21 protein-coding genes are annotated in these 23,922 nt (G+C 65.7%); 17 read left to right on the forward strand and 4 right to left on the reverse strand.

Features of this window, described 5'->3' with window-relative positions:
- Positions 1–7: 7 nt before the first annotated feature.
- Positions 8–511 (reverse strand): ribonuclease FAU-1 family protein, encoded by a 504-nt coding sequence (locus FHU31_RS22565; RefSeq protein ID WP_263988122.1) that lies wholly within the window; start codon positions 509–511, stop codon positions 8–10.
- 80 nt (positions 512–591) lie between these two features.
- Between FHU31_RS22565 and uvrB the strand changes: the two genes are divergently transcribed.
- Entirely contained in the window at positions 592–2,763 is a 2,172-nt protein-coding gene (uvrB, locus tag FHU31_RS22570; RefSeq protein WP_090364208.1) for an excinuclease ABC subunit UvrB, read from the forward strand.
- Between the two features lie 45 nt (positions 2,764–2,808).
- Complete coding sequence (locus FHU31_RS22575; protein ID WP_167162620.1) at positions 2,809–4,257, forward strand: MFS transporter; 1,449 nt, start codon at positions 2,809–2,811, stop codon at positions 4,255–4,257.
- Here FHU31_RS22575 and FHU31_RS22580 read toward each other — a convergent pair.
- Positions 4,233–4,967: an MgtC/SapB family protein gene (locus FHU31_RS22580; RefSeq protein ID WP_167162622.1), complete on the reverse strand. Its 735-nt coding sequence runs from the start codon at positions 4,965–4,967 to the stop codon at positions 4,233–4,235. The two genes, FHU31_RS22575 and FHU31_RS22580, sit on opposite strands and share 25 nt — an antisense overlap.
- A 92-nt stretch (positions 4,968–5,059) precedes the next feature.
- Here FHU31_RS22580 and FHU31_RS22585 point away from each other — a divergent pair, with 92 nt between their 5' ends.
- The 3 genes from FHU31_RS22585 (at position 5,060) to FHU31_RS22595 (ending at position 9,254) form a co-directional block, all read left to right on the forward strand.
- Complete coding sequence (locus tag FHU31_RS22585) at positions 5,060–5,812, forward strand: DUF899 domain-containing protein (protein WP_167162624.1); 753 nt, start codon at positions 5,060–5,062, stop codon at positions 5,810–5,812.
- Between the two features lie 120 nt (positions 5,813–5,932).
- Positions 5,933–8,671 (forward strand): cation-transporting P-type ATPase, encoded by a 2,739-nt coding sequence (locus FHU31_RS22590; RefSeq protein ID WP_167162994.1) that lies wholly within the window; start codon positions 5,933–5,935, stop codon positions 8,669–8,671.
- A gap of 370 nt (positions 8,672–9,041) precedes the next feature.
- Positions 9,042–9,254: a CsbD family protein gene (locus FHU31_RS22595; protein WP_167162626.1), complete on the forward strand. Its 213-nt coding sequence runs from the start codon at positions 9,042–9,044 to the stop codon at positions 9,252–9,254.
- Between the two features lie 66 nt (positions 9,255–9,320).
- Here FHU31_RS22595 and FHU31_RS22600 read toward each other — a convergent pair whose 3' ends face one another.
- Positions 9,321–9,899: a hypothetical protein gene (locus FHU31_RS22600; RefSeq protein ID WP_167162628.1), complete on the reverse strand. Its 579-nt coding sequence runs from the start codon at positions 9,897–9,899 to the stop codon at positions 9,321–9,323.
- A 212-nt stretch (positions 9,900–10,111) separates the two neighbouring features.
- On the opposite strand from FHU31_RS22600, the gene FHU31_RS22605 reads away from it, so the two are divergent.
- The 3 genes from FHU31_RS22605 (at position 10,112) to FHU31_RS22615 (ending at position 13,095) form a co-directional block, all read left to right on the forward strand.
- A complete protein-coding gene (locus FHU31_RS22605) occupies positions 10,112–10,735 on the forward strand; it encodes a TetR/AcrR family transcriptional regulator (RefSeq protein WP_167162630.1) in 624 nt (207 codons plus the stop codon).
- A gap of 71 nt (positions 10,736–10,806) precedes the next feature.
- On the forward strand, positions 10,807–12,003 hold the full coding sequence (locus FHU31_RS22610) for an acyl-CoA dehydrogenase family protein (RefSeq protein ID WP_167162996.1): 1,197 nt from the start codon (positions 10,807–10,809) through the stop codon (positions 12,001–12,003).
- A gap of 84 nt (positions 12,004–12,087) precedes the next feature.
- Complete coding sequence (locus FHU31_RS22615) at positions 12,088–13,095, forward strand: MaoC family dehydratase (protein WP_167162632.1); 1,008 nt, start codon at positions 12,088–12,090, stop codon at positions 13,093–13,095.
- A gap of 27 nt (positions 13,096–13,122) precedes the next feature.
- On the opposite strand, the gene FHU31_RS22620 is transcribed toward FHU31_RS22615, so the two are convergent.
- A complete protein-coding gene (locus FHU31_RS22620) occupies positions 13,123–13,581 on the reverse strand; it encodes a nuclear transport factor 2 family protein (protein ID WP_167162634.1) in 459 nt (152 codons plus the stop codon).
- 494 nt (positions 13,582–14,075) lie between these two features.
- Between FHU31_RS22620 and FHU31_RS22625 the strand changes: the two genes are divergently transcribed.
- Genes FHU31_RS22625 through FHU31_RS22665 form a run of 9 tightly spaced genes read left to right on the forward strand, consistent with a single transcriptional unit; the run spans position 14,076 to position 23,918 of the window.
- Positions 14,076–14,786, forward strand: a complete 711-nt coding sequence (locus FHU31_RS22625; RefSeq protein WP_208411315.1) for an MlaE family ABC transporter permease — start codon at positions 14,076–14,078, stop codon at positions 14,784–14,786.
- Between the two features lie 14 nt (positions 14,787–14,800).
- On the forward strand, positions 14,801–15,640 hold the full coding sequence (locus FHU31_RS22630) for an ABC transporter permease (RefSeq protein ID WP_167162997.1): 840 nt from the start codon (positions 14,801–14,803) through the stop codon (positions 15,638–15,640).
- Positions 15,641–15,644: 4 nt separating this feature from the next.
- Positions 15,645–17,042 carry an MCE family protein gene (locus tag FHU31_RS22635; RefSeq protein ID WP_167162638.1) on the forward strand — a complete coding sequence of 466 codons (1,398 nt, stop codon included), beginning with the start codon at positions 15,645–15,647 and terminating at the stop codon, positions 17,040–17,042.
- 49 nt (positions 17,043–17,091) lie between these two features.
- Complete coding sequence (locus tag FHU31_RS22640; RefSeq protein WP_167162640.1) at positions 17,092–18,120, forward strand: MCE family protein; 1,029 nt, start codon at positions 17,092–17,094, stop codon at positions 18,118–18,120.
- A complete protein-coding gene (locus tag FHU31_RS22645) occupies positions 18,117–19,478 on the forward strand; it encodes an MCE family protein (RefSeq protein WP_167162642.1) in 1,362 nt (453 codons plus the stop codon). The genes FHU31_RS22640 and FHU31_RS22645 overlap by 4 nt, the downstream gene beginning before the upstream one ends.
- Entirely contained in the window at positions 19,475–20,758 is a 1,284-nt protein-coding gene (locus tag FHU31_RS22650; protein WP_167162644.1) for an MCE family protein, read from the forward strand. Before FHU31_RS22645 ends, FHU31_RS22650 begins: the two co-directional genes overlap by 4 nt.
- Positions 20,759–20,808: 50 nt before the next feature.
- Positions 20,809–21,894, forward strand: coding sequence for a virulence factor Mce family protein (locus FHU31_RS22655; RefSeq protein ID WP_409371252.1), 1,086 nt, complete (start codon positions 20,809–20,811; stop codon positions 21,892–21,894).
- Positions 21,895–23,370, forward strand: coding sequence for an MCE family protein (locus FHU31_RS22660; protein WP_167162647.1), 1,476 nt, complete (start codon positions 21,895–21,897; stop codon positions 23,368–23,370).
- The gene (locus FHU31_RS22665) at positions 23,334–23,918 is read left to right on the forward strand and encodes an Rv1363c family protein (protein ID WP_167162649.1); all 585 of its coding nucleotides are present in this window, start codon (positions 23,334–23,336) and stop codon (positions 23,916–23,918) included. The genes FHU31_RS22660 and FHU31_RS22665 overlap by 37 nt, the downstream gene beginning before the upstream one ends.
- Positions 23,919–23,922: the final 4 nt, after the last annotated feature.

Here is a 23,922-nt window from a genome sequence, read left to right on the forward strand (position 1 = left end):
CCAGACATTACGCCCGCCAGGTCAGCGGCATATCCCGACCGGTCAGCCAGCGCTCCAGGTCGTAATCGTGGCGGGCCAGTGCGTCCACCGCCGTCAGCGCGGTCCGGATGGCCTGCTCGGCGGCGTGCGCGTCCAGCAGTCCGTGCGCCACGGCGGCCACCAACTCGTCGATATCCGCCACGGCGGCGTCCTTGCCGGTGCGCACCACGACATCCAGGTAGTGGTCCTCGGCCTCCCAGACATCCGGGCCGGCGGTGTACCGGCCGACATCGAGGTAGAAGTCCTGGTCGCGCTCGAAGCCCGGGTTGAAATGGAAGATCGTCGCCCGTAGCCCGAGGGCCGGCAGCAGCCAGGACTCCAGATAGTGGAATTGGGCCCGGCCGGGCGTGGGCCGGGCCATGTACAGACCCCACGGCTGCACCGTGTAGACGTCCACCGCCCGGACGATTCCCTTGGGATCGGTGTTGGTGCGGGCGTGGAGGTCGAAGATCTCGCGTTTGGGCGGGTGGATGGCCTGCACCGCGTCACGGTAACCCAGCGCGGCTCAGGTGGGGAATGAAGTTGTCGGTGTTCGCGCTTAACCTGGTGACCATGGCTTTCGCTACCGAACATCCCGTACTGGCGCATTCGGAGTACCGGCCTGCCGCCGACGCCGTGGATGGCATCGTGCGCGCCGGCGGTGCGTTCGAGGTGGTCAGCGAGTACCAGCCGGCCGGTGACCAGCCGGCTGCCATCGACGACCTGGAGCGCAGAGTCAGGGCAGGGGAGCGTGACGTCGTGCTGCTCGGCGCCACCGGTACCGGTAAATCGGCGACCACGGCGTGGCTCATCGAACGGCTGCAGCGGCCCACCCTGGTGATGGCGCCGAACAAGACCCTGGCCGCGCAGCTGGCCAATGAACTGCGGGAGATGTTGCCGCACAACGCTGTCGAGTACTTCGTGTCGTACTACGACTACTACCAGCCCGAAGCGTATATCGCGCAGACGGACACCTACATCGAGAAGGACAGCTCGATCAACGACGATGTCGAGCGGCTGCGGCACTCGGCGACGTCGAGCCTGCTCTCGCGCCGCGACGTCGTCGTGGTCGCCTCGGTATCCTGCATCTACGGCCTGGGTACCCCGCAGTCCTATCTGGACCGCTCGGTGGAGCTCAAGGTCGGCGACGACGTGCCCCGCGACGGCCTGCTGCGGCTGCTGGTGGACGTGCAGTACGACCGCAACGACATCGCGTTCACCCGCGGCTCCTTCCGGGTCCGCGGTGACACCGTCGAGATCATCCCGGCTTACGAGGAACTCGCGATCCGCATCGAGTTCTTCGGCGACGAGGTCGAAGCGCTGTACTACCTGCACCCGCTGACCGGTGATGTGGTGCGCCAGGTCGACTCGGTGCGTATCTTCCCGGCCACCCACTACGTGGCGGGCCCGGATCGGATGGCCACCGCGATCTCCAGCATCGAGGCCGAACTCGAGGACCGGCTGGCCGAACTGGAGGGCCAGGGCAAGCTGCTGGAGGCCCAGCGGCTGCGCATGCGCACCAACTACGACCTGGAGATGATGAAGCAGGTCGGGTTCTGTTCCGGCATCGAGAACTACTCCCGCCACATCGACGGCCGCGGCGCGGGAACGGCGCCGGCCACGCTGATCGACTATTTCCCGGAGGACTTCCTGCTGGTCATCGACGAATCGCACGTCACGGTGCCGCAGATCGGCGGCATGTACGAGGGCGATATGTCGCGTAAGCGCAATCTGGTGGACTTCGGGTTCCGGCTGCCCTCGGCCGTCGACAACCGCCCGCTGACGTGGGAGGAGTTCGCCGAACGCATCGGCCAGACGGTCTACCTGTCGGCGACGCCGGGCAACTACGAGATGGCGCAGGCCGGTGGCGAGTTCGTCGAGCAGGTCATCCGCCCCACCGGGCTGGTCGATCCGCAGGTGCACGTCAAGCCCACCAAGGGCCAGATCGACGATCTGATCGGCGAGATCCGGCTGCGCACCGAACGCGATGAGCGGGTGCTTGTCACCACGCTGACCAAGAAGATGGCCGAGGATCTCACCGACTATCTGCTGGAGATGGGTATCCGGGTGCGGTACCTGCACTCCGAGGTGGACACGCTGCGGCGGGTCGAACTGCTGCGACAGCTGCGGCTCGGCGAGTACGACGTGCTGGTGGGTATCAACCTGCTTCGCGAGGGTCTGGACCTGCCGGAGGTGTCGCTGGTGGCCATCCTCGACGCCGACAAGGAAGGGTTCCTGCGGTCCCCGCGCAGCCTCATCCAGACCATCGGCCGGGCGGCGCGCAACGTGTCCGGCGAGGTGCACATGTACGCCGACAAGATCACCGACTCGATGAAGCAGGCGATCGAGGAGACCGAGCGGCGCCGGGCCAAGCAGATCGCCTACAACGAGGCGCACGGGATCGATCCTCAGCCGCTGCGCAAGAAGATCGCCGACATCCTCGACCAGGTGTACCGCGAAGCCGATGACACTGAGTCGGTGCAGGTTGGCGGATCGGGCCGGAATGCCTCCCGTGGGCGCCGCGCGCAGGGCGAACCCGGACGCGCCGTCAGCGCCGGCATTATCGAGGGCCGCGACACCGCGAATATGCCGCGGGCCGAGCTGGCCGACCTGATCAAGGACCTCACCGAGCAGATGATGACGGCGGCTCGGGATCTGCAGTTCGAGTTGGCCGCGCGCATCCGCGACGAGATTCAGGATCTGAAGAAGGAGTTGCGCGGGATGGACGCGGCCGGGCTGAAATGAGCCTCCCTTGACCTCAACCGTGGTTGAGCATCTAGCGTCTTCCCGGTGACCGAGACACACGCCGAATCCGTGACCGCAGGCAGCTGGCGAGAGCTCCTCGGCCCGAAAAACCTTGGTGCGTCGACGGTTCTGGCCGGCGGTGTCGCACTGTATGCGACCAACGAATTCCTCACCATTAGCCTGCTGCCGAGCGCCGTCGCCGAGATCGGCGGGCACCGGTTCTATGCGTGGGTGACGACGGTCTATCTGGTGGCCTCGGTCGTGGCCGCGACGACTGTCGGTGCGGTGCTCAGCCGGCTTGGGCCCCGCTGGTCGTATCTGTCCGGGCTGGCTGTTTTCGGCACCGGCAGCTTGTTGTGCGCCACCGCGCCGACCATGGAACTGCTGCTGGTGGGCCGCACCGTGCAGGGCGCGGCAGGTGGCCTGCTGGCCGGCCTGGGCTACGCCGTCATCAATGCGGCTCTGCCGCAGTCGTTGTGGGTGCGTGCGTCGGCGCTCGTGTCGGCGATGTGGGGTGTGGGTACGCTGCTCGGACCGGCCGGCGGTGGACTGTTCGCCCAGTTCGGTTCGTGGCGTTGGGCATTCGGCGTCCTGGTGATCCTGACCGCGGCGATGGCCGTGCTGGTGCCCCTGGCGCTGCCCGGTCGCGCCCCGGCGGACAAGCCGGCCGGGGCGGGTGCACTCCGGATCCCGGTCTGGTCGCTGCTGCTGCTCGGCACGGCCGCCCTGGCGATCAGCGTGGCCGGTATCCCGCGTGATCCGGTGCTCACGTCGGTCCTGCTGGTCGCGGGGCTGGGTCTGGTCGCGGCGTTCCTCGTGGTGGACAGACGGCTCGCCCGAGCGGGGACGGCACGAGCGTCGGTGTTGCCGCCCACGGCATTCCGGCCCGGGCCGCTGAAATGGATCTACCTGACCCTGGGGCTGTTGATGGCGGCGACCATGGTCGACATGTACGTGCCGTTGTTCGGGCAGCGGCTGGCTCACCTCGAACCGTTGGTGGCGGGGTTCCTCGGGGTCACCCTGGCCGTCGGATGGACGACGGGGGAGATCGCCAGCGCGTCCGTGGAGCGCAGACAGGCGGTGACCCGCATCGTGGCCGTCGCGCCGCTGGTGATGGCGATCGGCCTCGGATCCGTCGCGCTGAGTGTGCGAGCCGACGCGTCCGCCGCGGTCACGATCGGTTGGGCGGCAGCGCTGATCGTCACCGGCACGGGGATCGGGATGGCCTGGCCGCATCTGTCGGCGTGGGCGATGGGCTCGGTGGACGACGCGGCCGAAGGAGCAACGGCGGCCGCGGCGATCAACACGGTTCAGCTGATCTGCGGGGCCTTCGGCGCGGGGCTGGCCGGTGTCATCGTCAACGCCAACCAGAACAATGACGCCGCGGCGGCACGGTGGATGTTCGGAGTGTTCGCCGTGCTGGCGGCCCTCACCGCGGTGGCGTCATACCGGGCCACCCGAGCGGGTGTTCAGTCGGGATCTTCGTCGAGCTGACGGATTGACGTCACCCCGGGAATTCCGGCCAACAGCAGCGGTGCCTGGGTGACACCGTTGCCGGCCAGCGTCAGCATCGCGCCGGCCAGGTGGGCGGGTGCATCCAGCGGCTTCCCGCCGGGGTCGGCGGCCAGCTCCGTGAGCTGCCACTGGCGCCGGTCGCAGGCCGCCAGCAGTTGCGTCATCACCCCGCGATCCTCCTCGTAGGTGATGTGCATGCGGACCGTCCCTGCCAGTCGGGCGGCCAGCCGGCGCGCCAGCGGCATGAACCCGACGATGATCAGGAAGTGGATGGCGGTCACCGTGACAGCCAGCAGTAACAGCCCCGCACCCGCGGCCATACCGATGGCGGCGGACTCCCAGACCGCCGCGGCCGTGGTCAGACCGTGCACCGCCCCGCGCCGGGTGATGATGATGCCGGCGCCGAGAAAGCCGATGCCCGAGACGATCTGGGCCGCGACCCGGGACGGGTCGACCATCACGGTCCCGGCGACCAGCACATCGGTGAAGCCGTACTTACTGATCAGCATGATCAACGCCGCGGCGGTGCCGACGATGGTCTGGGTGCGCAACCCGGCAGCCTTGCCCTGGATCTCGCGTTCCAAGCCGATCAGCGCGGTCAAGCCGAATGCGGCGAACAACTCGACGATCTGGCGGGTGCCCTGGCCGGGACCGCCGAACAGTGGGGGATCGGCCAGCCACTCAATCATGCGAACAACCTAAACCGTGTGTGGCCTGCCGTGATGAGTTTCGGTGTCCGGGCGGGTCGGTACTGGGACACGACTCACAGGAGGTCGAACCGATGTCATTGAGCACCGTCTATCCCGACGTGGTGTCCCGCGAGCAGTGGCTCGCGGCGCGAAAGAAGCTGCTGGCACGCGAACGCGAGGCCACCCACCTGCGTGATGCGGTGAACGCCGAGCGGCGCAGGCTGCCGATGGTGTTGGTCGACAAGGAGTACCGCTTCGACGGCCCGCACGGCGAGGTCCGGCTCCTTGACTTGTTCGAGGGACGTCAGCAGCTCTACATCCATCACTTCATGTGGCTCGACGATATCGACCAGGGCTGCCCCAGCTGCACCGCCGCTGCCGACCTGACCTTCACCGAATCGGACCGGGCTCTGCTGACCGCGAAAGGGGTGACGTTCGTCTGTGTGTCGCGGGCACCGTACGCCAGCATCGCCCGCTACCGCGATGCCCACGGGTGGACGTTCCCGTGGTACTCCTCGCGCGACGGAGATTTCACCTACGACCTCGGCGTCACGCTCGACCCGAAACGTGCTGTGGTGCAGTACAACTACAAATCGCTCGACGAACTGCGCGCCGACGGCTGGACCGACCGTGACCTGCGCGGCGACTGGCCCGGGGCGAGCGTCTTCCTGCGCCGCGGTGACGCGGTGTTCCACACGTATTCGACGTACGCCCGCGGGCTGGACCACACCGCGGTCGGGTATCCGTTCCTGGATCTCACCCCGTTCGGCCGGCAGGAACCCTGGGAGGATTCCCCGCCGGGCTGGCCGCAGAGCGGACTGGCCGCGGGTATGCCGCACGAATAGTGATCGCGGTGAGCGCACCCGTTCTGCGGCGGGTGACTTACGGCTCTAGTCGACACCGGCTTGTCTGGACCAATGTGGAAACCAAGGGATTGGTTGGTGCCGTTCGCGGAGGTGAGGTTGTTGCCGGTATCGGTATCGCCGACGACGGCTCATCATGGTTTGCCGGCGCATGAAGTGGTGCTGCTGTTGCAGACCGATCCACACGGCGGCCTGTCCAACGCTGAGGCGGCCGAGCGGCTCGAGCGTTTCGGGCCGAACATGTTGCCGCCGACCGTAGGTACAGGCTTGCTGTTACGGATACTGCGCCAGTTTCATCACCCACTGATTTATGTTCTGCTCGTCGCCGGGGTCATCACCGCCGGTCTGCAGGAATTCGTCGACTCCGCGGTGATCTTCAGCGTGGTGGTGATCAACGCGATCGTGGGTTTCATCCAGGAATCCAAGGCCGAGGCCGCGCTGGAGAGCCTACGCTCCATGGTGCAGACCCAGGCCAAAGTGATGCGCGATGGCCATGAGCACACCGTGCCGTCTGAAGACCTGGTGCCGGGTGATCTGGTGCTGCTGGAGGCCGGCGACAAGGTTCCGGCCGATCTGCGGGTGGTGCGCGAGACCGAGCTAAGGGTGAACGAGTCGGCGCTCACCGGGGAATCAGCGCCGGTGCGCAAAGACGAGGTAGTACTGCCAGCGGCGACGCCGGTGGCCGATCGCCGCAATATGGCCTATTCGAGCGCCTTGGTGACGGCGGGTAACGGCGCCGGCGTCGTCGTCGCGACAGGCGCCGAAACCGAGCTCGGTGAAATTCATCGCCTCGTGGGTGCTGCCGAAGTTCTCGCGACGCCGCTGACCGCAAAGCTCGCGCGGTTCAGCAAGGTCCTGACAATCGCCATCCTTGGCCTGGCTGCGGTCACCTTCGGTGTCGGGCTGCTGCGCCGCCAGGATGCCGTCGAAACCTTCACCGCCGCGATCGCGCTGGCGGTCGGGGCGATCCCCGAAGGCCTGCCCGCCGCCGTCACGATCACGCTGGCCATCGGTGTGGCTCGAATGGCCAAGCGCCGAGCGGTCATTCGACGACTTCCTGCGGTGGAGACGCTGGGAAGTACCACGGTGATTTGCGCGGACAAGACCGGAACGCTGACCGAAAACCAAATGACGGTGCAGGTGATCTGGACCCCCGACGGCCTCGCTGAGGTGACCGGAACCGGTTACGCCCCCGACGGTGTATTACGGGACCGCGATGGTGCGCCGGTGACGGTAGATGCCAACGCGGCGCTGCGATGGTCGCTGCTGGCTGGTGCATTCTGCAACGACGCCGCACTCACCCACGACGGCCGACGCTGGGACATCGTTGGTGATCCCACCGAGGGTGCGATGCTCGTGGCCGTCGCCAAGGCCGGCCTCGACCGGGACCGGCTCGCTGCGAAACTGCCCCGGCTGGCGGCGATTCCGTTCAGCTCCGAACGCCAATTCATGGCCACGTTGCATCGCGACGGTGGCAGCGACCAGGTCGTGCTGGTCAAGGGCTCGGTGGAGCGGATGCTCGAGCTGTGCAGCACCCAGATGGGCGCCGACGGTACGCCACAGCGGCTGGACCGCGCCGAAGTGATGCGGACGGCCGAGATGCTGTCCGCGCGGGGGCTGCGGGTGCTGGCTACCGGGGTGCGCTCCGCGATCGACCCTGAAGACTTTCAGGAGGGTGCGCTTGGAGGTTCGCTGACTCTGACCGGCTTGCAGGCGATGCTCGATCCGCCCCGCGCAGCGGCGACGTCTGCGGTGGCCGCCTGCCAGACCGCGGGCATCGCGGTCAAGATGATCACCGGCGACCACGCAGGGACCGCCGCCTCGATCGCCACCAAGGTGGGATTGTTCGCAGGAGGCGAACCCATGCCGGGCGCGGTTCTCACCGGTGCTGACCTCGCCGCGCTGAAGTCCGAGGACTATCCCGACGCCGTGGACGGGGCGAGCGTGTTCGCCAGGGTGTCGCCCGAGCAGAAGCTGCGGCTCGTGGAGGCACTGCAGGCCAGGGGACACGTGGTGGCGATGACCGGTGACGGTGTCAACGATGCGCCGGCGTTGCGGCAGGCCAACATTGGCGTCGCGATGGGAAAGGGCGGCACCGAGGTCGCCAAGGATGCCGCTGACATGGTGCTGACCGACGATGACTTCGCCACCATCGAAGCCGCGGTCGAAGAGGGCCGCGGGGTATTCGACAACCTCACCAAGTTCATCACCTGGACCTTGCCCACGAATATCGGTGAGGGACTGGTCATTCTGGCGGCCATCGCGTTTGGCGCTACGCTGCCGATCCTGCCCACCCAGATTCTGTGGATCAACATGACCACCGCCATCGCACTGGGCTTGATGCTCGCGTTCGAGCCCAAGGAACCGGGCATCATGACTCGTCCGCCGCGCAACCCCGACGAGCCGCTACTCACGCGCGCGCTCGTCACGCGGATTCTGCTGGTGTCGGCGCTGCTCGTCGCCTGCGCGTGGTGGTTATTCGAATGGGAATTCAGCAACGGTGCCAGTCTCCCAGAGGCCAGAACGGCAGCACTTAACCTTTTCGTTGCCGTCGAGGCGTTCTATCTGTTCAGCTGCCGGTCGTTGACCCACTCAGCCTGGCGCATCGGTGTCTTCTCAAACCGCTGGATTATTCTCGGTGTCACCGCCCAGGCCGTCGCACAGCTGGCCATCACCTACCTGCCGGTGATGAATACGGTCTTCAGTACGGCGCCGATCGGCTTCGGCGCGTGGTTGCGCATCTTCGGCATCGCGGTTGCGGCAAGCGGCGTCGTTGCTCTCGATAAGTGGCTGCGCGGGCGAACGACGTCGGTGGTTCGATCGGCTCCCTGTAAGCCGTGAGCGTGGTGGCACAACCGCGGGCCAGCATCGCCGCTACCGGCGTTCCACCACCCCCACGTCATCCCCCCCAGCTGGCGGTGATCTCGGCGGAGTCCTCGCCGATGGCGGCGTGTAACACCCGGGCTGCTTCCCGTCGCCGGACATCACCGTGCCGTCTGGCACGCAGGTGCGGGGCGGAGGTGCGGCGCGCCGCTGGTGACGATGTGGAGTTTCAACTCCTGGTCAAACGGGTATCCGCGCGCGAGATGCGGTCCGCCCTGACCTGACACAGACGTCCGGCGCAGATGGTACGAGGGGTCTGCGTCGGGTCGAAATAAAAACGGGCAGAACACCTTTGATGCGCTGCCCACAACGAAAGGAAACACCCGACATGGGAATCGCCGACAGCGCGAAGAACAAGGCCCAGGACCTGAAGGGACAGGCCAAGGAAGCCGTCGGTTCGGCTACCGACAATTCCGATCTTCAGGCCGAAGGCCAGGTCGACCAGGCCGTCGCAGCGGTGAAGGACCACATCGCCGACGCGGCCGACAAGGTCAGGGACGGCGTCGAGGCGGTCAAGGACAAGCTGACCGGCAATTCCTGATCACCTGACAGAAGACTGGCGGTGCCGGGCTACGAACCCGGCACCGCCCGTCTTCGTCTGGTCGATCTAGATGCAGGGGCGGAAGAACACGAGCTTGACGGGCAGGCAGTTCTGGAAGAGCTTGGGCATGCTGAGCTTCGGAAGACCAACCTTGGGCACACCCACCGACGGCACCGCCTGGGCCACGTTGGCGGCCGCCGAGAAAGGTGTTTTCAGGAGGCTTCCGCCGCCACCGATCTGATTCAGAATGTAGAACGTGCTGGCGACATCGTTCAACCCACCGGAGATGCTGGTGGGGATGTCGATCGCCGCGTTCACGACGCTGTTGACGTCGTTGAGCGTTCCCGGCAACCGGCGGACCGAGTCCAGGGTGGCGTAGGAGTTGGCCCACTGCTCGGGGGTCACCTTCGAGATGGCGGGCGGCTGCGCCTTGCGCAGCGCCTCGGAGAGGGCGCTACTGCAGAGGCCGCTGTCGGTGCGCACGGAACCCTTGTTGCAGGTCTCGGCGACGCAGTTGCCGTTGAAATCGATCTTGCCCTCGCCGCACGCGGCAGAACTGGGCGCGGCAGTGATCACGGAAACAGCGGCCAACGGGGTGAAGGCGGCCAGCGTCGCCGCAGCGTAGCGGCGCTTCGACTTCTGCACGACGTGCCCCTCAATATCCGATCCAGCTAACGATTCAGTCAAAGTGTAGCCGAGCTACTGACCCATGACCGCGCTCTCGCTGGAACGCCAGGTCAGGCGCCCGGCGTGGCGAACTCGGGCGTCGGTGGGGAACGCGCAGCAACCAGTCGGCCGGCGATCCGATCTCTCGGCATCTCACAGTCAAGCATGACCGCAATGAGTAGGCTGCTGCCATGGATGAAGTGCCCCGTGCGGAACGCAGGCCTCATGTCGTGCGGCGTGCCGACAGCCGGGCCGTCATCCTCGATGCGGCCGTGCGGGCGTTGGTCGAGTACGGATACGGCGGAGCGACGACCGTGGTGATCCAGCGGCTTGCGGGTGTCTCCCGGGGGCGGTTGTTGCACTATTTCCCATCCCGCGAGGAGCTACTGGTTGCCGCCGCGCAGCATCTGGCCGTCGAGCGCATCTCCGAGATGGAACGGTGGTTCGACGCCGCGCCCGAGCACTCGGTCGCGAGTCCGCAGCGGATCGACTACGCAGTCGTGTTGTTGTGGCGGACATTTCAGCAACCCTATTTCTGGGCGGCGATGGAACTCTGGCTGGCCGCGCGCACAGACCCCACACTGCGGGCGGAGCTGGCCGCATCCGAGCGGCGACTGGGGCGCGCGATCGAGCACGTCATCGCGACGATGTTCGGCCCGGTGCACAGCAGTCATGCAGGGTTCGCCGACCTCCGCGAGCTGCTGTTCACCAGCATGCGCGGGGTGGCGCTCACCTATGCGATCGACGACCGCGACGCCGATGCGGATGTGCACCTCGCGCTGTGGCAGAAGCTGGCCCGGGGGGTGCTGACCTAAGTCCATTACCAGTCAATGCTGACTGCTAATGTGGGCTCGTGACCGCTTCACCTCCCCGTACTCAGGACCGGATGACCCACGATCTCTGGTTGCCCGACGAGATCGTCTCGTTGCGCGCCGAGGCGCGGGACGCTGTGCAACGCAGCGTCGCCCCTTACGCGCGCGAGATCGGGCAGCGCGAGGAATCCGCAGACAGCTTCCCGTGGGTGGCGTTCCGCGGCCTCGCCGACGAGGGCATGTTCGCGGTCCCGTTCGGGGCCGAGTTCGGCCGGGGCTTGAACCATCCGATGCTCGGCACCTGCACGGTCGCCGAGGAGATCGCCTACCATTCGTCCTCGCTGGCCGGTGTGTACGACGGGCAGTGCATTCTGGTTCCGCAGACGCTGACGTTCGCCACGGATGAGCTGCGGGCCCGGCTCATTCCGGAGCTGGTGAGCGGCCGGGTGGCCTTCGCCTTCGCCACCACGGAGCCGGACACCAGTTCCGACCTCACCGCGGTGCGGCTGCAGACGGTCGCCGAGGAAACGGCGGACGGGTTCGTGGTGAACGGCCGAAAGCGCTGGATCACCAACAGCGTGGCGGCCGGCTGGGTGTCGGTGCTGGTGCGCGCCGGTGCGCACGGTGACCGGGCAACCATGCTGTTGGTCGACCTCACGTCGCCGGGCGTACGGATCGGAACTCCCGATCTGAAAATGGGTCATCGCGGACAGATCACCGCGGATATCGAGTTCACCGATGTGCAGGTACCCCGGGAAAACCTGCTGGGTGCGCACGGCGGCGGGATGAGTGTGGCGCTCTCGGCCCTGGTGCGCGGGCGCATCGGCATCGGCGCCGCCGGAGTCGGTGTCGCACAGGCGGCGCTGGATCTGGCAGTGGAGCGGTTGCGAACGCGCGAGGTGTTCGGCGCCCCGCTGGGAGCGATGCAACATTGGCAGTTCGTCATGGCGCAACGCGCCACCGAGATCGAGTGTGCACGCACGCTCTATCAGAAGGCGGCCACTCTGGTGGATCGCGGTGACCGCACCGCCGAACCGGAGGCGGCGATGGCCAAGGCTTACGGCACCAGGCTGGCCAACGATCTCGTCCGCGAGGCGATCCAGATCTACGGGGCGCTGGGCTTCGCTCGCCAGGTCGGGGAGACGGGTGAATCCGTGCGACTGGAGGAGATGTATCGCGACGCCAAGATCCTGGAGATCTTCGAAGGTGCCAACGAACTGCAGCAGTGGATCATCGCACGACGTCTCATCGGTCGCGATGTGACCGGATAGGTCGGCGGTGGGGTACCCGGCCCTCTCGCCCGGCGCTCTAATCTATATTAAAATCTTGTGCCGCGGCCGGAGAGAAGGTACCCGATGAACAACGATGTGCAAGCCCAGGTGTCGGGTGGGCCGTTCTTCGATGATCTGCGGGTAGGACAGGTTTTCGACAGTGCCCCGCGGATGACGCTGACCGAAGGGGCGGCCGCGCTGCACCAGGCTGTCCTGGGTGACCGGATGCGGCTGTCACTCGACACGACACTGGCCACCGCGGTGACGGGAAGTGCACGCCCGCTTGCGCATCCGTGCCTGGTCACCGATATCGCGATCGGACAGAGCACGTTGGCGACCCAGCGTGTGAAAGCCAATCTCTTCTATCGTGGCCTGGCCTTTCATCGCTTTGTCGAGCTGGGGGATTCGCTGTCCACCCGCACCGAAGTCGTCGGGATGAAGCAGAACTCCGTACGGGAGGGGCGTGCGCCGACCGGCCTGGTGGCGCTGCGGATGACGACAGTCGACCAGCGCGACCGCCTCGTCCTCGATTTCCACCGGTGCGCGATGCTGCCCCTGTCGCCGGGTGTCGTCGAGACGGGCCGGGCTGACGACTTGTCATCGATCGGCGTCGATGAGGTGGTCACAGACCCGGCACGCGACTGGGACGCAGAGGCGTTCCGGTCGCGAGTTCCCGGGCCGCACTTCACTGTCGACCTGGCGGGCGTGCGGATGCGCAGCACCGGTGACGTGGTGAGCAGTGCGCCGGAACTGGCCAGGTTGAGTCTGAACATTGCTGCCACTCACCATGATTGGCGAAGTGGTGGCCAGCGGCTGGTATACGGCGGCCACACCATCGGAATCGCGATGGCGCAGGCGACGCGACTGCTGCCCAATGTGGCGAGCATCTTGAGTTGGGCTTCCTGCGATCACACCGGTCCGGTCCATGAAGGCGACACTTTGTACAGTGACCTCCACGTCGAGGACGCCGTCGCGCTGCCGGATGGGCGTGGGGGGCGACTGAATCTCCGGTCGCAGGTCTATGCCGTCGGCGCCGGCGAGGAAACCGATCGCCAGGTGCTCGACTGGCGCTTCACCGTACTGATGTTCTGACTTTCGCCCCCGACCGTGCGGTGACACTCAGGGGCGAGGCTTCGCGACCAGCGACTGCCCGAGCTGCTCGACCAGGAGTCCGACGTCCCAGTAGTCGTGATGGCTGGTCAACTTTCCCTCCTGGTCGAACCGGCAGGTGGCGATACCGGTGACCGAGAAGTGGCGGCCGGCCGCGTCGACGCGGCCGCCGCTGGGGAGCAGGAGGGGGCCGTTGATCGAGCCGCTCCACGTCCACTCGTAGTAGGCGCGGTCGTCCTGCACGGCGGGATGGGAGAACACGATCAGCGAATCAGGCGAGAATCTGAGCATCCACCGGTGAAAGCGCCGAATTTCCTCCCGGCCCACATAGGTTCCGCCCATCGCCACATCCGCGTACGTGCCGCCCTCGGCAAAGTACGTGCAAAGCAAATTGGGATCGTCGGTCCACGCTCGACCGTAGGCCTCGGCGAAATCGTCGGCGGCGGGATGGGGAGTGGTGTTGACCATCGAAGAAATTTATCACTGATTCAAAAAATGTGGGAGTCGTTTGGCGGCTTTCATCTCGGATGCGATCGCGGTCGGCGTCGTTCTGTGGATGGCGCTGGCGCCGTGGCGGCTCGGGAATCAATTTAGTGCTGTTAACCAGTGATACCGCCGAGGCTGGGTAGCCAGATCTCTGACGATTGCGTCAAAACGGGGTCAGCCTGCGCGGATGGCCGGGCCGTGAAAATCGGACTGTGTGCGCCCCTCGTTCAGACTTGACGTTTTTAGTCTAAGTTTGATTCTATCCGTGAGCCGCGTCACTCGATGGCTATCGATGTGACCCACGGCCGGAGGGCGAAGGAGATGCGCGCTGTGCTTGCTTCAGCGAACTGCCGGCCGGGGTCGAGCGGGCGCGGCGTACCCGTGACCGTCAGTTCAGACGGGAACTTGTGAGGAGCTTGGTGTTCAAGACCAGTACCGCGGCGAAACCTGTACGGGCCATCGGCGGATTCTTCGCCATGGCGTTGGATACGGCTGTCGCCATCTTCCGGCCGCCGTTCCCGTGGCGTGAATTCGTCCTCCAGTCATGGTTTGTCGCACGGGTGTCACTGTTGCCGACGCTGATGCTGTCGATCCCGTTCACCGTTCTGACGGTGTTCACCTTCAACGTGCTGTTGGCCGAATTCGGCGCAGCAGACTTCTCGGGTACCGGCGCAGCGCTGGGAGCGGTCACCCAGATCGGTCCGATCGTCACTGTGCTGGTCGTCGCCGGCGCCGGCGCCACGGCGATGTGCGCGGACCTCGGAGCACGCACCATCCGCGAGGAACTGGACGCCCAACGCGTGATGGGGATCGATCCGATCCGGGCCCTGGTGGTCCCACGTGTGCTGGCCGCAACCGTGGTGGCGCTGCTGTTGTCCTCACTGGTCATTCTGGTCGGTCTCGCAGGCGGATTCGCCTTCTCCGTGTTCTTTCAGCACGTGACACCTGGTGCGTTCGTGGCCGGACTCACCCTGGTCACAGGTGTCGGGGACGTCGTCGTCTCCCTCGTCAAGGCCACGTTGTTCGGGATGACGGCCGGCTTGATCGCCTGCTACATGGGCACCACCGTCGGCGGCGGCCCGGCCGGTGTCGGCAATGCGGTCAACGAGACCGTGGTGTTCTCGTTCCTCGCGCTCTTCATCATCAACATCTTCATGACCGCAGTGGGAATCAAGGTGAACCTGTGAGCGTCAAAACCACTATCCGACAGCGTTTCCCGCGGCTGTCGCGGCAGTCGCGGGCATGGCACGCGAGCTGGACCAGGGTCGGGGAGCAGACCCAGTTCTACGGGCGCACGCTCGGCTCGGCGGTGGATGTGTTCGTGCATTACAAGACCGAACTGGTCAGGTTGATCGCTCAGATGAGTCTGGGAACGGGCGCGCTCGCCGTCATCGGTGGCACGGTCGTCATCGTCGGTTTTCTCACCGTCTCGACCGGTGCGCTGGTTGCCGTGCAGGGCTACAACCAGTTCGCCCAGGTCGGTGTGGAGGCGTTGACGGGTTTCGCCTCAGCGTATTTCAACGTGCGACTCATCGCGCCGCTGACGGCGGCCATCGCGATGGCCGCCACCATCGGTGCCGGCTCGACTGCGCAACTCGGTGCCATGCGCATCAACGAGGAGATCGACGCCTTGGAGGTGATGGGGGTTCGTTCGCTGGCCTATCTGGCCACGACGCGCGTGCTCGCCGGTGTCGTTGTGGTGATACCGCTCTACTGCGTCGCGGTGATCATGTCCTTCCTGGCCGCCCGTGTCGGTACCACCGTGATATACGGCCAGTCCACCGGCGTCTACGACCACTACTTCCGCACCTTCCTCATTCCCACCGACCTGATCTGGTCGTTCGTCCAAGCCGTGGTCACCGCCGTCGTCATCATGCTCGTCCACACGTACTACGGTTTCACCGCTTCCGGGGGCCCCGCCGGGGTGGGTGAAGCGGTCGGTCGGGCCACGCGGACCTCACTGGTCGTCGCCGTATTCGTCACCCTGTTGGTCACGCTGTCCATCTATGGGCAGTCCGGCAACTTCAACCTGGCGGGCTGAGCAGATGGCGCGTCGAGCAGGCGAACCTCGGATCCACCCCGATTGGTGGACAGCGATTCTCATCGTGTTCACCGTCGGATGCATCGCCCTCACCTGGGCGCTGTTCAACGGCTCGTTCCGGCAGTATGTTCCGGTCACCCTCACCTCCGATCGCGCCGGCCTGGTGATGGAGGTCGGCGCGAAAGTCAAGATGCGCGGCGTGCAGGTGGGGCGTGTCGGGTCGATCGCCGGGGGGCGAGATCCGGTGAGTCTGCGACTGGAGCTGGACCCTGACAAGGTCCGCTATGTGCCCTCCAACGTGGTGGCGCGGATCGCGTCGACCACGGTCTTCGGGGCCAAGTATGTCGACTTGATCTACCCCGAGGACCCGTCGGGTAAAGCGCTGGCGGCCGGTGCGGTGCTGCAGTCCCAGAACGTGAGCACCGAGGTGAACACCGTGTTCCAGGACCTCGTCGGCGTCATCAAGAAGATCGATCCCGCGAAGCTGAATTCGGTGCTCTCGGCGGTTGCCGAGGGTGTGCGTGGTCAGGGTCCGCGGATGGGCGAGGCCACGACGTCGGCCAATGAAGTGCTGACCGCCCTGAACGCGCGGTCGGAGACCATCGGGCAGGACTGGCGCGCGTTCAGAGATTTCAACGACACCTATGCGGCCGCGGCACCGGACCTCATCCGGATCCTCGACGCTGCCGGCACCACCAGCACCACGGTGGCGTCCCAGGCGCACCAACTGGATTCGTTGTTGGTCAACGTCATCGGGTTCTCCCGGAGCGGCACCCAACTTCTCGGTCCGAACAAGGACAACCTCGTCGATGCGATCAACGTCCTGCGTCCCACCACGGGTCTGTTCAACAAGTACAACCCCGAGTTGACGTGTCTGTTCCTCGGCGGAAAGAACGCGATCGATTTCGGCCAGGCGGACTACACCGGTGGCGCCAACGGCAAGTCGCTGATCGTCGACGCCGCGCTGCTCCTCGGTGATGATCCCTACCGATATCCCGACAACCTCCCGATCAACGGGGCCAAGGGCGGCCCCGGGGGTAAACCGGGCTGTGGATCGTTGCCGGATGTGGCCAAGAACTGGCCGGTACGCACCCTCGTCACCAACACCGGGTTCGGTACTGGACTGGACAACCGACCCAATCCGGGAATCGGTTTCCCGGGGTGGGCCAACTTCTTCCCGGTGACCCGGGCCGTGCCGGAACCTCCGAGCATCCGCTACCAGGGTGGTCCGGCCCCAGGTCCCACCTCGCCATGGGAACCGCCCTACGGCGCTGCGCAGTACGGACCCGGCGGGGCGCCGCTCTTCCCCGGAGTGCCACCCGCGCCGCCGGATGCCCAGGCGCCCATCCCTCCGGGGATCGGCGGCCCGGCGCCGGATCCGTCGACGCAGCCACCGGGATGAGCACAGCCATGACACGACTCCATCAGACGAACAGTGAGAGGCCGACGACGTGAGAGACAACCTGTCAGGCGCAGCCTGGCGGCTCACCGTGTTCGTGATCGTGGCAGCACTGGGAATGTTCGCACTGCTCACGATTTTCGCGCAGTTCCGTTTCGACGAGGCACGGACGTTTCGGGCGGCGTTCACGAATGTGACCGGACTGGAGAACGGAAACTTCGTGCGCATCGCCGGTGTCGAAGTCGGCAAGGTCAAGCGCATCGCGCTGAACAAGGACAGCACGGTGACCGTCGAGTTCACCGCGCAGGACTCGGTCGTGCTGACCGAAGGCAGCCGCGCGGCGATCCGTTACGACAACGTCATCGGCGGTCGCTACCTGGCTCTCGAAGAGGGCACCGGGTCACCCAGGCTGCTGCAGCCCGGCGCCACCATCCCCGTCGACCGCACCTCACCCGCCCTGGACCTGGATGCCTTGATCGGTGGCTTCCGGCCGTTGTTCCGCGCCTTGGATCCCAACCAGGTGAATGCGCTGAGCGGACAACTACTTTCGGCGCTACAAGGTCAGGGCGCGACGGTCGGCTCGTTTCTCTCGCAGACCGCGGCACTGACCAACACCCTGGCCGACCGCGACCAACTGGTGGGCCAGGTCGTGACCAATCTCAGCACCGTGCTCGGTTCCCTCGGCGATCAGAAGGAGAAGTTCGGCACCGCAGTCGATTCGCTGTCGGAGATCGTGCACACCCTCGAATCGCGAAAAGGCGATCTGAGCAATGCCGTGGCGTATTCGAATGCCGCGGCCGGCAGTATCGCCGATCTCTTGGCCCAGGCGCGGCCGCCGCTGGCCACCACGGTCAAGGAGACCGACCGGACAGCCGGCATCGTGGTCGCCGACCACGACTACGTCGACAATCTGTTGGCGACCCTGCCCGAGTCGTACCGAATTCTGGGACGGCAGGGCCTCAACGGCGACTACTTCTCGTTCTACATCTGCGATCTGGTGTTGAAGCTCAACGGTAAAGGTGGACAGCCCGTCTACGTCAAGATGGCAGGCCAGGATTCGGGGAGGTGCACTCCGCGATGAAGGCATTCCAAGAACGAAACCCGTTCATCATCGGTGCCGTCGGAGTGGTCGCGGTGACGGCGATCGGCGTCGGTGTCCTCAACTACGACAAGCTGCCCCTGGTGTCCGCGCAGACCAGCTACGCCGCCTATTTCGCCGAAGCGGGTGGTCTCACGTCCGGTGCCGAGGTGCAGGTCTCCGGATTCAAGATCGGCAAGGTCGAGAGCATCTCCCTAGACGGCGCAAAGGTTCTCGTCCGGTTCCAGGTCGACGACGATGTGCACCTGGGTGATCGCACCGAAGCCGCGGTCAAGACGAAAAGCCTGCTGGGGTCCAAGATTCTGGACATCACCCCGCGCGGTGACGGAGAGCAGAAGGACGTCATCCCGCTGGAGCGCACCATTTCGGCATATCAGCTGCCGGATGCGCTCGGCGACATCACGGCTCAGATCAGCGGATTGAACACCGATCAGCTGTCCGCCTCGCTGTCCACACTGGCCGACACCTTTCGCAATACCCCGGAAGACCTCCGGCTCGCCGTGGACGGTGTCGGTCGCTTCTCGGACACCCTCAACCGCCGTGACGACCAACTGCGCAACCTGCTGGCCAACGCGAACAAGGCGACCAGCGTTCTCGCCGAGCGCAGTGACAAGATCGTCCAACTCGTCCGTGATTCCAACGCGTTGCTGATCGCACTGGAGGGTCAGCGCGCCGCGCTGGATCAGATCTCGAACAACATCTCGGCGCTGGCGGCCCAGATCAACGGGTTCATCGGTGACAACCGTGACACGCTCAAACCGGCTCTGGACAAGCTGAACGGCGCGCTGACCATCGTCGCCAATCGGAAAGCCGAAGTCCAGCAGTCGATCAAGGGCTTCACGTCGTACGCCTTCGCACTCGGCGAGTCGGTGGCATCGGGTCCGTTCTTCAAGGCCTACCTGTCCAACCTGTTGCCGGGGCAGTTCGTTCAGCCGTTCATCGACGCCGCCTTCTCGGATCTCGGCCTGGACCCGCACGTGCTCGCGCCCTCCCAGCGCACCGACCCCCAGACCGGCCAGCCCGGCACCCCGGCACTTCCCGTTCCGTTCCCGCGGACCGGGCAGAGTGGCGAGCCCAGGATGACCATCCCGGATGCCATCACCGGCAAGCCCGGCGATCAGCAATGCGGGCCGCCGGGCATCCCGTTGCCCGGTCCCGGGTGCTATCCCTACCGCGACCCCGGTCCGCCGGCGGCGCCCGGCGGACCCCCGCCCGGTCCACCGGCGCCCGAATCCCCGGGCCACGTGTCCGTGCCCGAGCCGACTCCGAGCGCTGTCTACCAGCCCGCGCCCGGTGAGATCGGTCCCGACGGCACTCCCGTTGCAGGAGAACACCAATGACCCAACCGCGCATCCGCATTGCCGTGGTGGCCCTCTTTGCACTACTGCTGATCGCCGGGCTCGTCGTGGTCATCCCGGCGACGACGAACATCTCGCGCACCCAGGTCGTGGCCTATTTCGACAACACGAACGGTCTCTTCGTCGGTGACGAAGTCCGCATCCTCGGCGTCCCGGTCGGCGAGATCGACCGGATCGACGTCGAGCCGCAGCGGGCGAAGGTCAGCTTCTGGGTGCAGGACAAGTACAAGGTGCCGGCCGACGCCAAGGCGGTCATTCTCGCGCCCTCGCTGGTCACCGCCCGGGCCATTCAGCTCACGCCTGCCTACACGGCGGGACCGACGTTGGCCGACGGGGCCGTCATCCCGCGGGAGCGGACCGCCGTCCCGGTCGAATGGGACGATGTCCGTACCCAGCTGCAGCGTTTGACCGAGATGCTGCAGCCCACCGAACCCGGCGGTACCAGCACACTCGGGTCTTTGGTCAACACCGCCGCCGACAACCTGCGCGGTCGTGGGGCGAGCATCCACGACACTCTGGTCAAGTTGTCCCAGGCGACCTCGGCGCTCGGTGACCACAGCAGCGACCTGTTCAGCACGCTGCGGAATCTGTCACTGCTGGTCTCGGCGCTGCAGGACAGCTCGGGTCTGATGAAGCAGCTCAACCAGAATCTCGCGTCGGTCAGCGGGGCTCTCGCCGACGACCCGGATGAGGTGAGCAACGCCGTGCGCAATGTCAGCGATGTCTCGCGATCAGTGTCGAAATTCGTGGCAGACAACAAGGAATCACTGGGCACCACCTCCGACAAACTGGGTGCGGTGTCGCAGACGGTCACCGAGAGCATCGACGATGTCAAGCAGTTGCTGCACATCTCGCCGACCGTCTTGCAGAACTTCATCAACATCTATCAGCCGGCGCAGGGAACGTTGTCGGGCGCCCTGTCGACGAACAACTTCAGCGATCCGATCAGCTTCATCTGTGGTGCGGTCCAGGCCGCGTCACGACTCAACGCCGAGCAATCGTCGAAGCTGTGCGTGCAGTATCTGGCCCCGATTGTGAAGAACCGCCAGATGAACTTCTTCCCGATCGGCGGCAACCCCATCGTCGGCGCCACCGCCCGGCCAAACGAAGTGACCTACAGCGAGGACTGGATGCGTCCCGACTACGTCCCGCCGTCACCGGCAGCCCCAGCCGCCGCAGCGCCGCTGCCGGCCGAGGCGGCTCAACCGGATCCCGCGGCAGGACTTCCGGGAATGATGGTTCCCGCCGGAGCAGGCTCATGACGGCGCCCAGGCGTCTCGGCGCGGCGGTGATCGCGGTGACTGTGCTGTCCATGCTGCTCACCGGCTGCGGGGGTTGGCACGGTTTGAACTCCGTGCCCATGCCGGGGACCGAGGGCGACGGGCCCGGAGCCTTCACCATCCAGGCGCAGATGCCGGACGTGAACAACATTCAGCAGAACTCCCGCGTCCGGGTCGGGGACGTCAACGTGGGCACGGTGACCAATATCGAACGCCAGGGCTGGCACGCTCTGCTGACGATGCGCCTCAACGGTGATGTGAAGTTGCCCGCCAACGCGACCGCGACGATCGGCCAGACCAGCCTGCTCGGTTCACTGCACATCGAGCTGGCGCCACCGGTCGCCGAACCGGCCGAGGGCCGACTGCACGAGGGGTCGTTGATCCCGTTGGCATCCGGGGGTGGGTACCCGTCGACGGAACAGACGTTGGCCGCGGTATCGCTGCTGCTCAACGGCGGCGGTATCGGCCAGATACAAGACATCACCACCGCATTCGGCACGGCATTCGCCGGACGTGAGAAAGATCTGAGAAGTCTGATCACTCAACTCGATACGTTCGTGCGGAATACCAATGCTCAGACCGACGACATCATCGCCGCCACCGACAGCCTCAACAATCTGGTCTCCGGATTCGCCGAGCAGAGGCCCGTGGTGGACAAAGCGCTGGACACCATCCCGGATGCGTTGGCGGTTCTCAAAGACGAACGCACCAAGCTGGCCGACACCCTCGATCAGCTCGGCAAATTCAGTGCACTGGCCGCAGATTCGGCCAACCAGACCAAGGAGGCTCTGGTCCAGGAACTCAAGGACATCGGCCCCGTGCTGAAGTCGCTGGCCGACTCCGGACCTGCACTCACCCGTTCCCTGAGCTTCTTCTCGGTGTACCCCTTCGCGAAGGAGACGCTGAGCAAGTGGTTCCGCGGTGACTACGCGAACCTGACCGCGATCATCGACCTGACACTGAGCCGGCTCGACTCGTCCTTCCTCACCGGCACGCGGTGGGAGGGCAACCTCACCGAACTCGAAATGCAATGGGGCCGCACCATCGGTCAATTGCCGAGTCCGTACACCTCAGGCAATCCATTGATCATTCCGTACCACCTGAATCAGGGGCCCTAGATGGTTCTCAGCAGACGAGTCCTCATCCAGCTGGCGTTCTTCGCCGTGATCACGCTGGTCGGCGGGACCATCATGATCTTCAACTACATGGGTCTGCCCGGCCTGCTGTTCGGCGTCGGTCAGTACAAGGTCTCCGTCGAGTTGCCCGCGGCCGCAGGTCTCTACAAGAACGCCAACGTCACTTACCGGGGCACCGAGGTCGGCAAGGTGACCGATGTCCGCCTCGACGACAACGGCGTGGTCGCCGATCTTGCGCTGAAATCCGGAATCCCTATTCCCGGCGACCTGACGGCCGAAGTGCACAGTGCGTCATCGATCGGTGAGCAGTACGTCGCCCTGCTGCCGCACGGGGACGGAAGTCCGCTGAAGGCAGGCGATGTCATCCCGAGGGATCGCACCTCGGTCCCTCCTGATATCAGCACGCTGCTGGCGGCGACGGACAAGGGGCTGGACGCGATCCCCGGTGACAACCTGCAGACGGCGGTCGGTGAGGCGGCCACCGCGGTCGGGGGATTGGGACCGGATCTGGCCAGACTGGTCAAGGGCTCCACCACGCTGGCGATCGACGCACGCAAGAATCTCGACTCCCTCACCAATCTGATCGACAATTCCAGACCCATCCTCGATTCGCAGACCGCGACCGCCGGCTCGATCGAGAACTGGGCCGCGAACCTGGCATCGGTGACATCGCAACTGAAGCGCGAGGACACGTCGGTCCGGGGGATCCTCAAGGACGGCCCGGAGGCGGCAGATCAGGTCCGGCAGTTGTTCGACCGGTTGCAGCCCACCCTGCCGGTGGTCCTGGCGAACCTGGTCACGATCGGCGACGTGGCGGTGACCTATCAGCCGAATATCGAACAGCTCCTGGTTCTCGCCCCGTCGGCGGTCGAGGTGGTACAGGGTGCAGGCGTCACCAACCGCAACACCAAGCAGGCGTACAAAGGTGCCTTCTTGAGCTTCAACCTGAACCTCAACCTGCCGCCACCATGCCTGACCGGCTATCTCCCGCCACAGCAGGCCCGGACGACCAGTCTCACCGACTATCCGGACCGCCCGGCCGGTGAATTCTATTGCCGGGTACCGCAGGACTCGCAATTCAACGTGCGGGGTGCGCGCAACTATCCGTGCGAAACGCGTCCGGGTAAGCGCGCGCCGACGGTGAAGATGTGTGAAAGCGACGAGAACTACGTCCCCCTCAACGACGGCTTCAACTGGAAGGGCGACCCCAACGCGACGTTGTCCGGGCAGCCGATTCCTCAGCTGCCGCCCGCGGCGGGGCCGGGTACGGCACCTACCGGCACATCGGGTGCCGCGCCGCCGGGCCCGGTTGCGCCGCCGATCGCCGTGGCGCAGTACGACCCGGCGACGGGGAGTTACCTCGGTCCGGACGGCCACGTCTACACCCAGGCCAACCTGGCCCACAACGCTCAGGAGCAGACATGGCAGTCGATGATGATGCCGCCGAACCCGAAGTGACGACAGCAACCCCGGATACCGCGGAGTACCCGCCGGACCAGGACGGCGCATCACGCACATGGCGCCGTGACCCGGCAAAGCTGGCCTTGGTGGGCGGTCTCCTCGCCGCCATCGGCGTGGCATCGCTGGGGGCTTGGCTCGGTGTGCGGGCCCATCAGTCCCGGCAGCTCGACCAACGGCAGACATCGTTTGTCGACGTGGCGCGGCAAGCCGCGACCGATCTCACGACGATCGATCACCATGAGGTCGAAGGCGATGTGAAGCGCATTCTCGACTCGGCGACCGGCGCGTTCTACGACGACTTCAACAATCGCGCAGAGCCTTTCATCGAGGTGGTGAAGAAGACGCAGTCGAAGTCCGTGGGAACGGTGGTCTCGGCCGGCATCGAGTCCGAGACCGATCAGGACGCGCAGGTACTGGTCGCGGTGAGCGTCAAGACGACTGTCGCCGACGGGACAGAACAACGGCCTCGGTCGTGGCGGATGCGGATCTCGGTACAGAGGCTGGGGAACGAGGTCAAGGTATCCAACGTCGCCTTCGTGCCCTAGGCAC

The organism is Mycolicibacterium fluoranthenivorans (assembly GCF_011758805.1).
Lineage (GTDB): Bacteria > Actinomycetota > Actinomycetes > Mycobacteriales > Mycobacteriaceae > Mycobacterium > Mycobacterium fluoranthenivorans.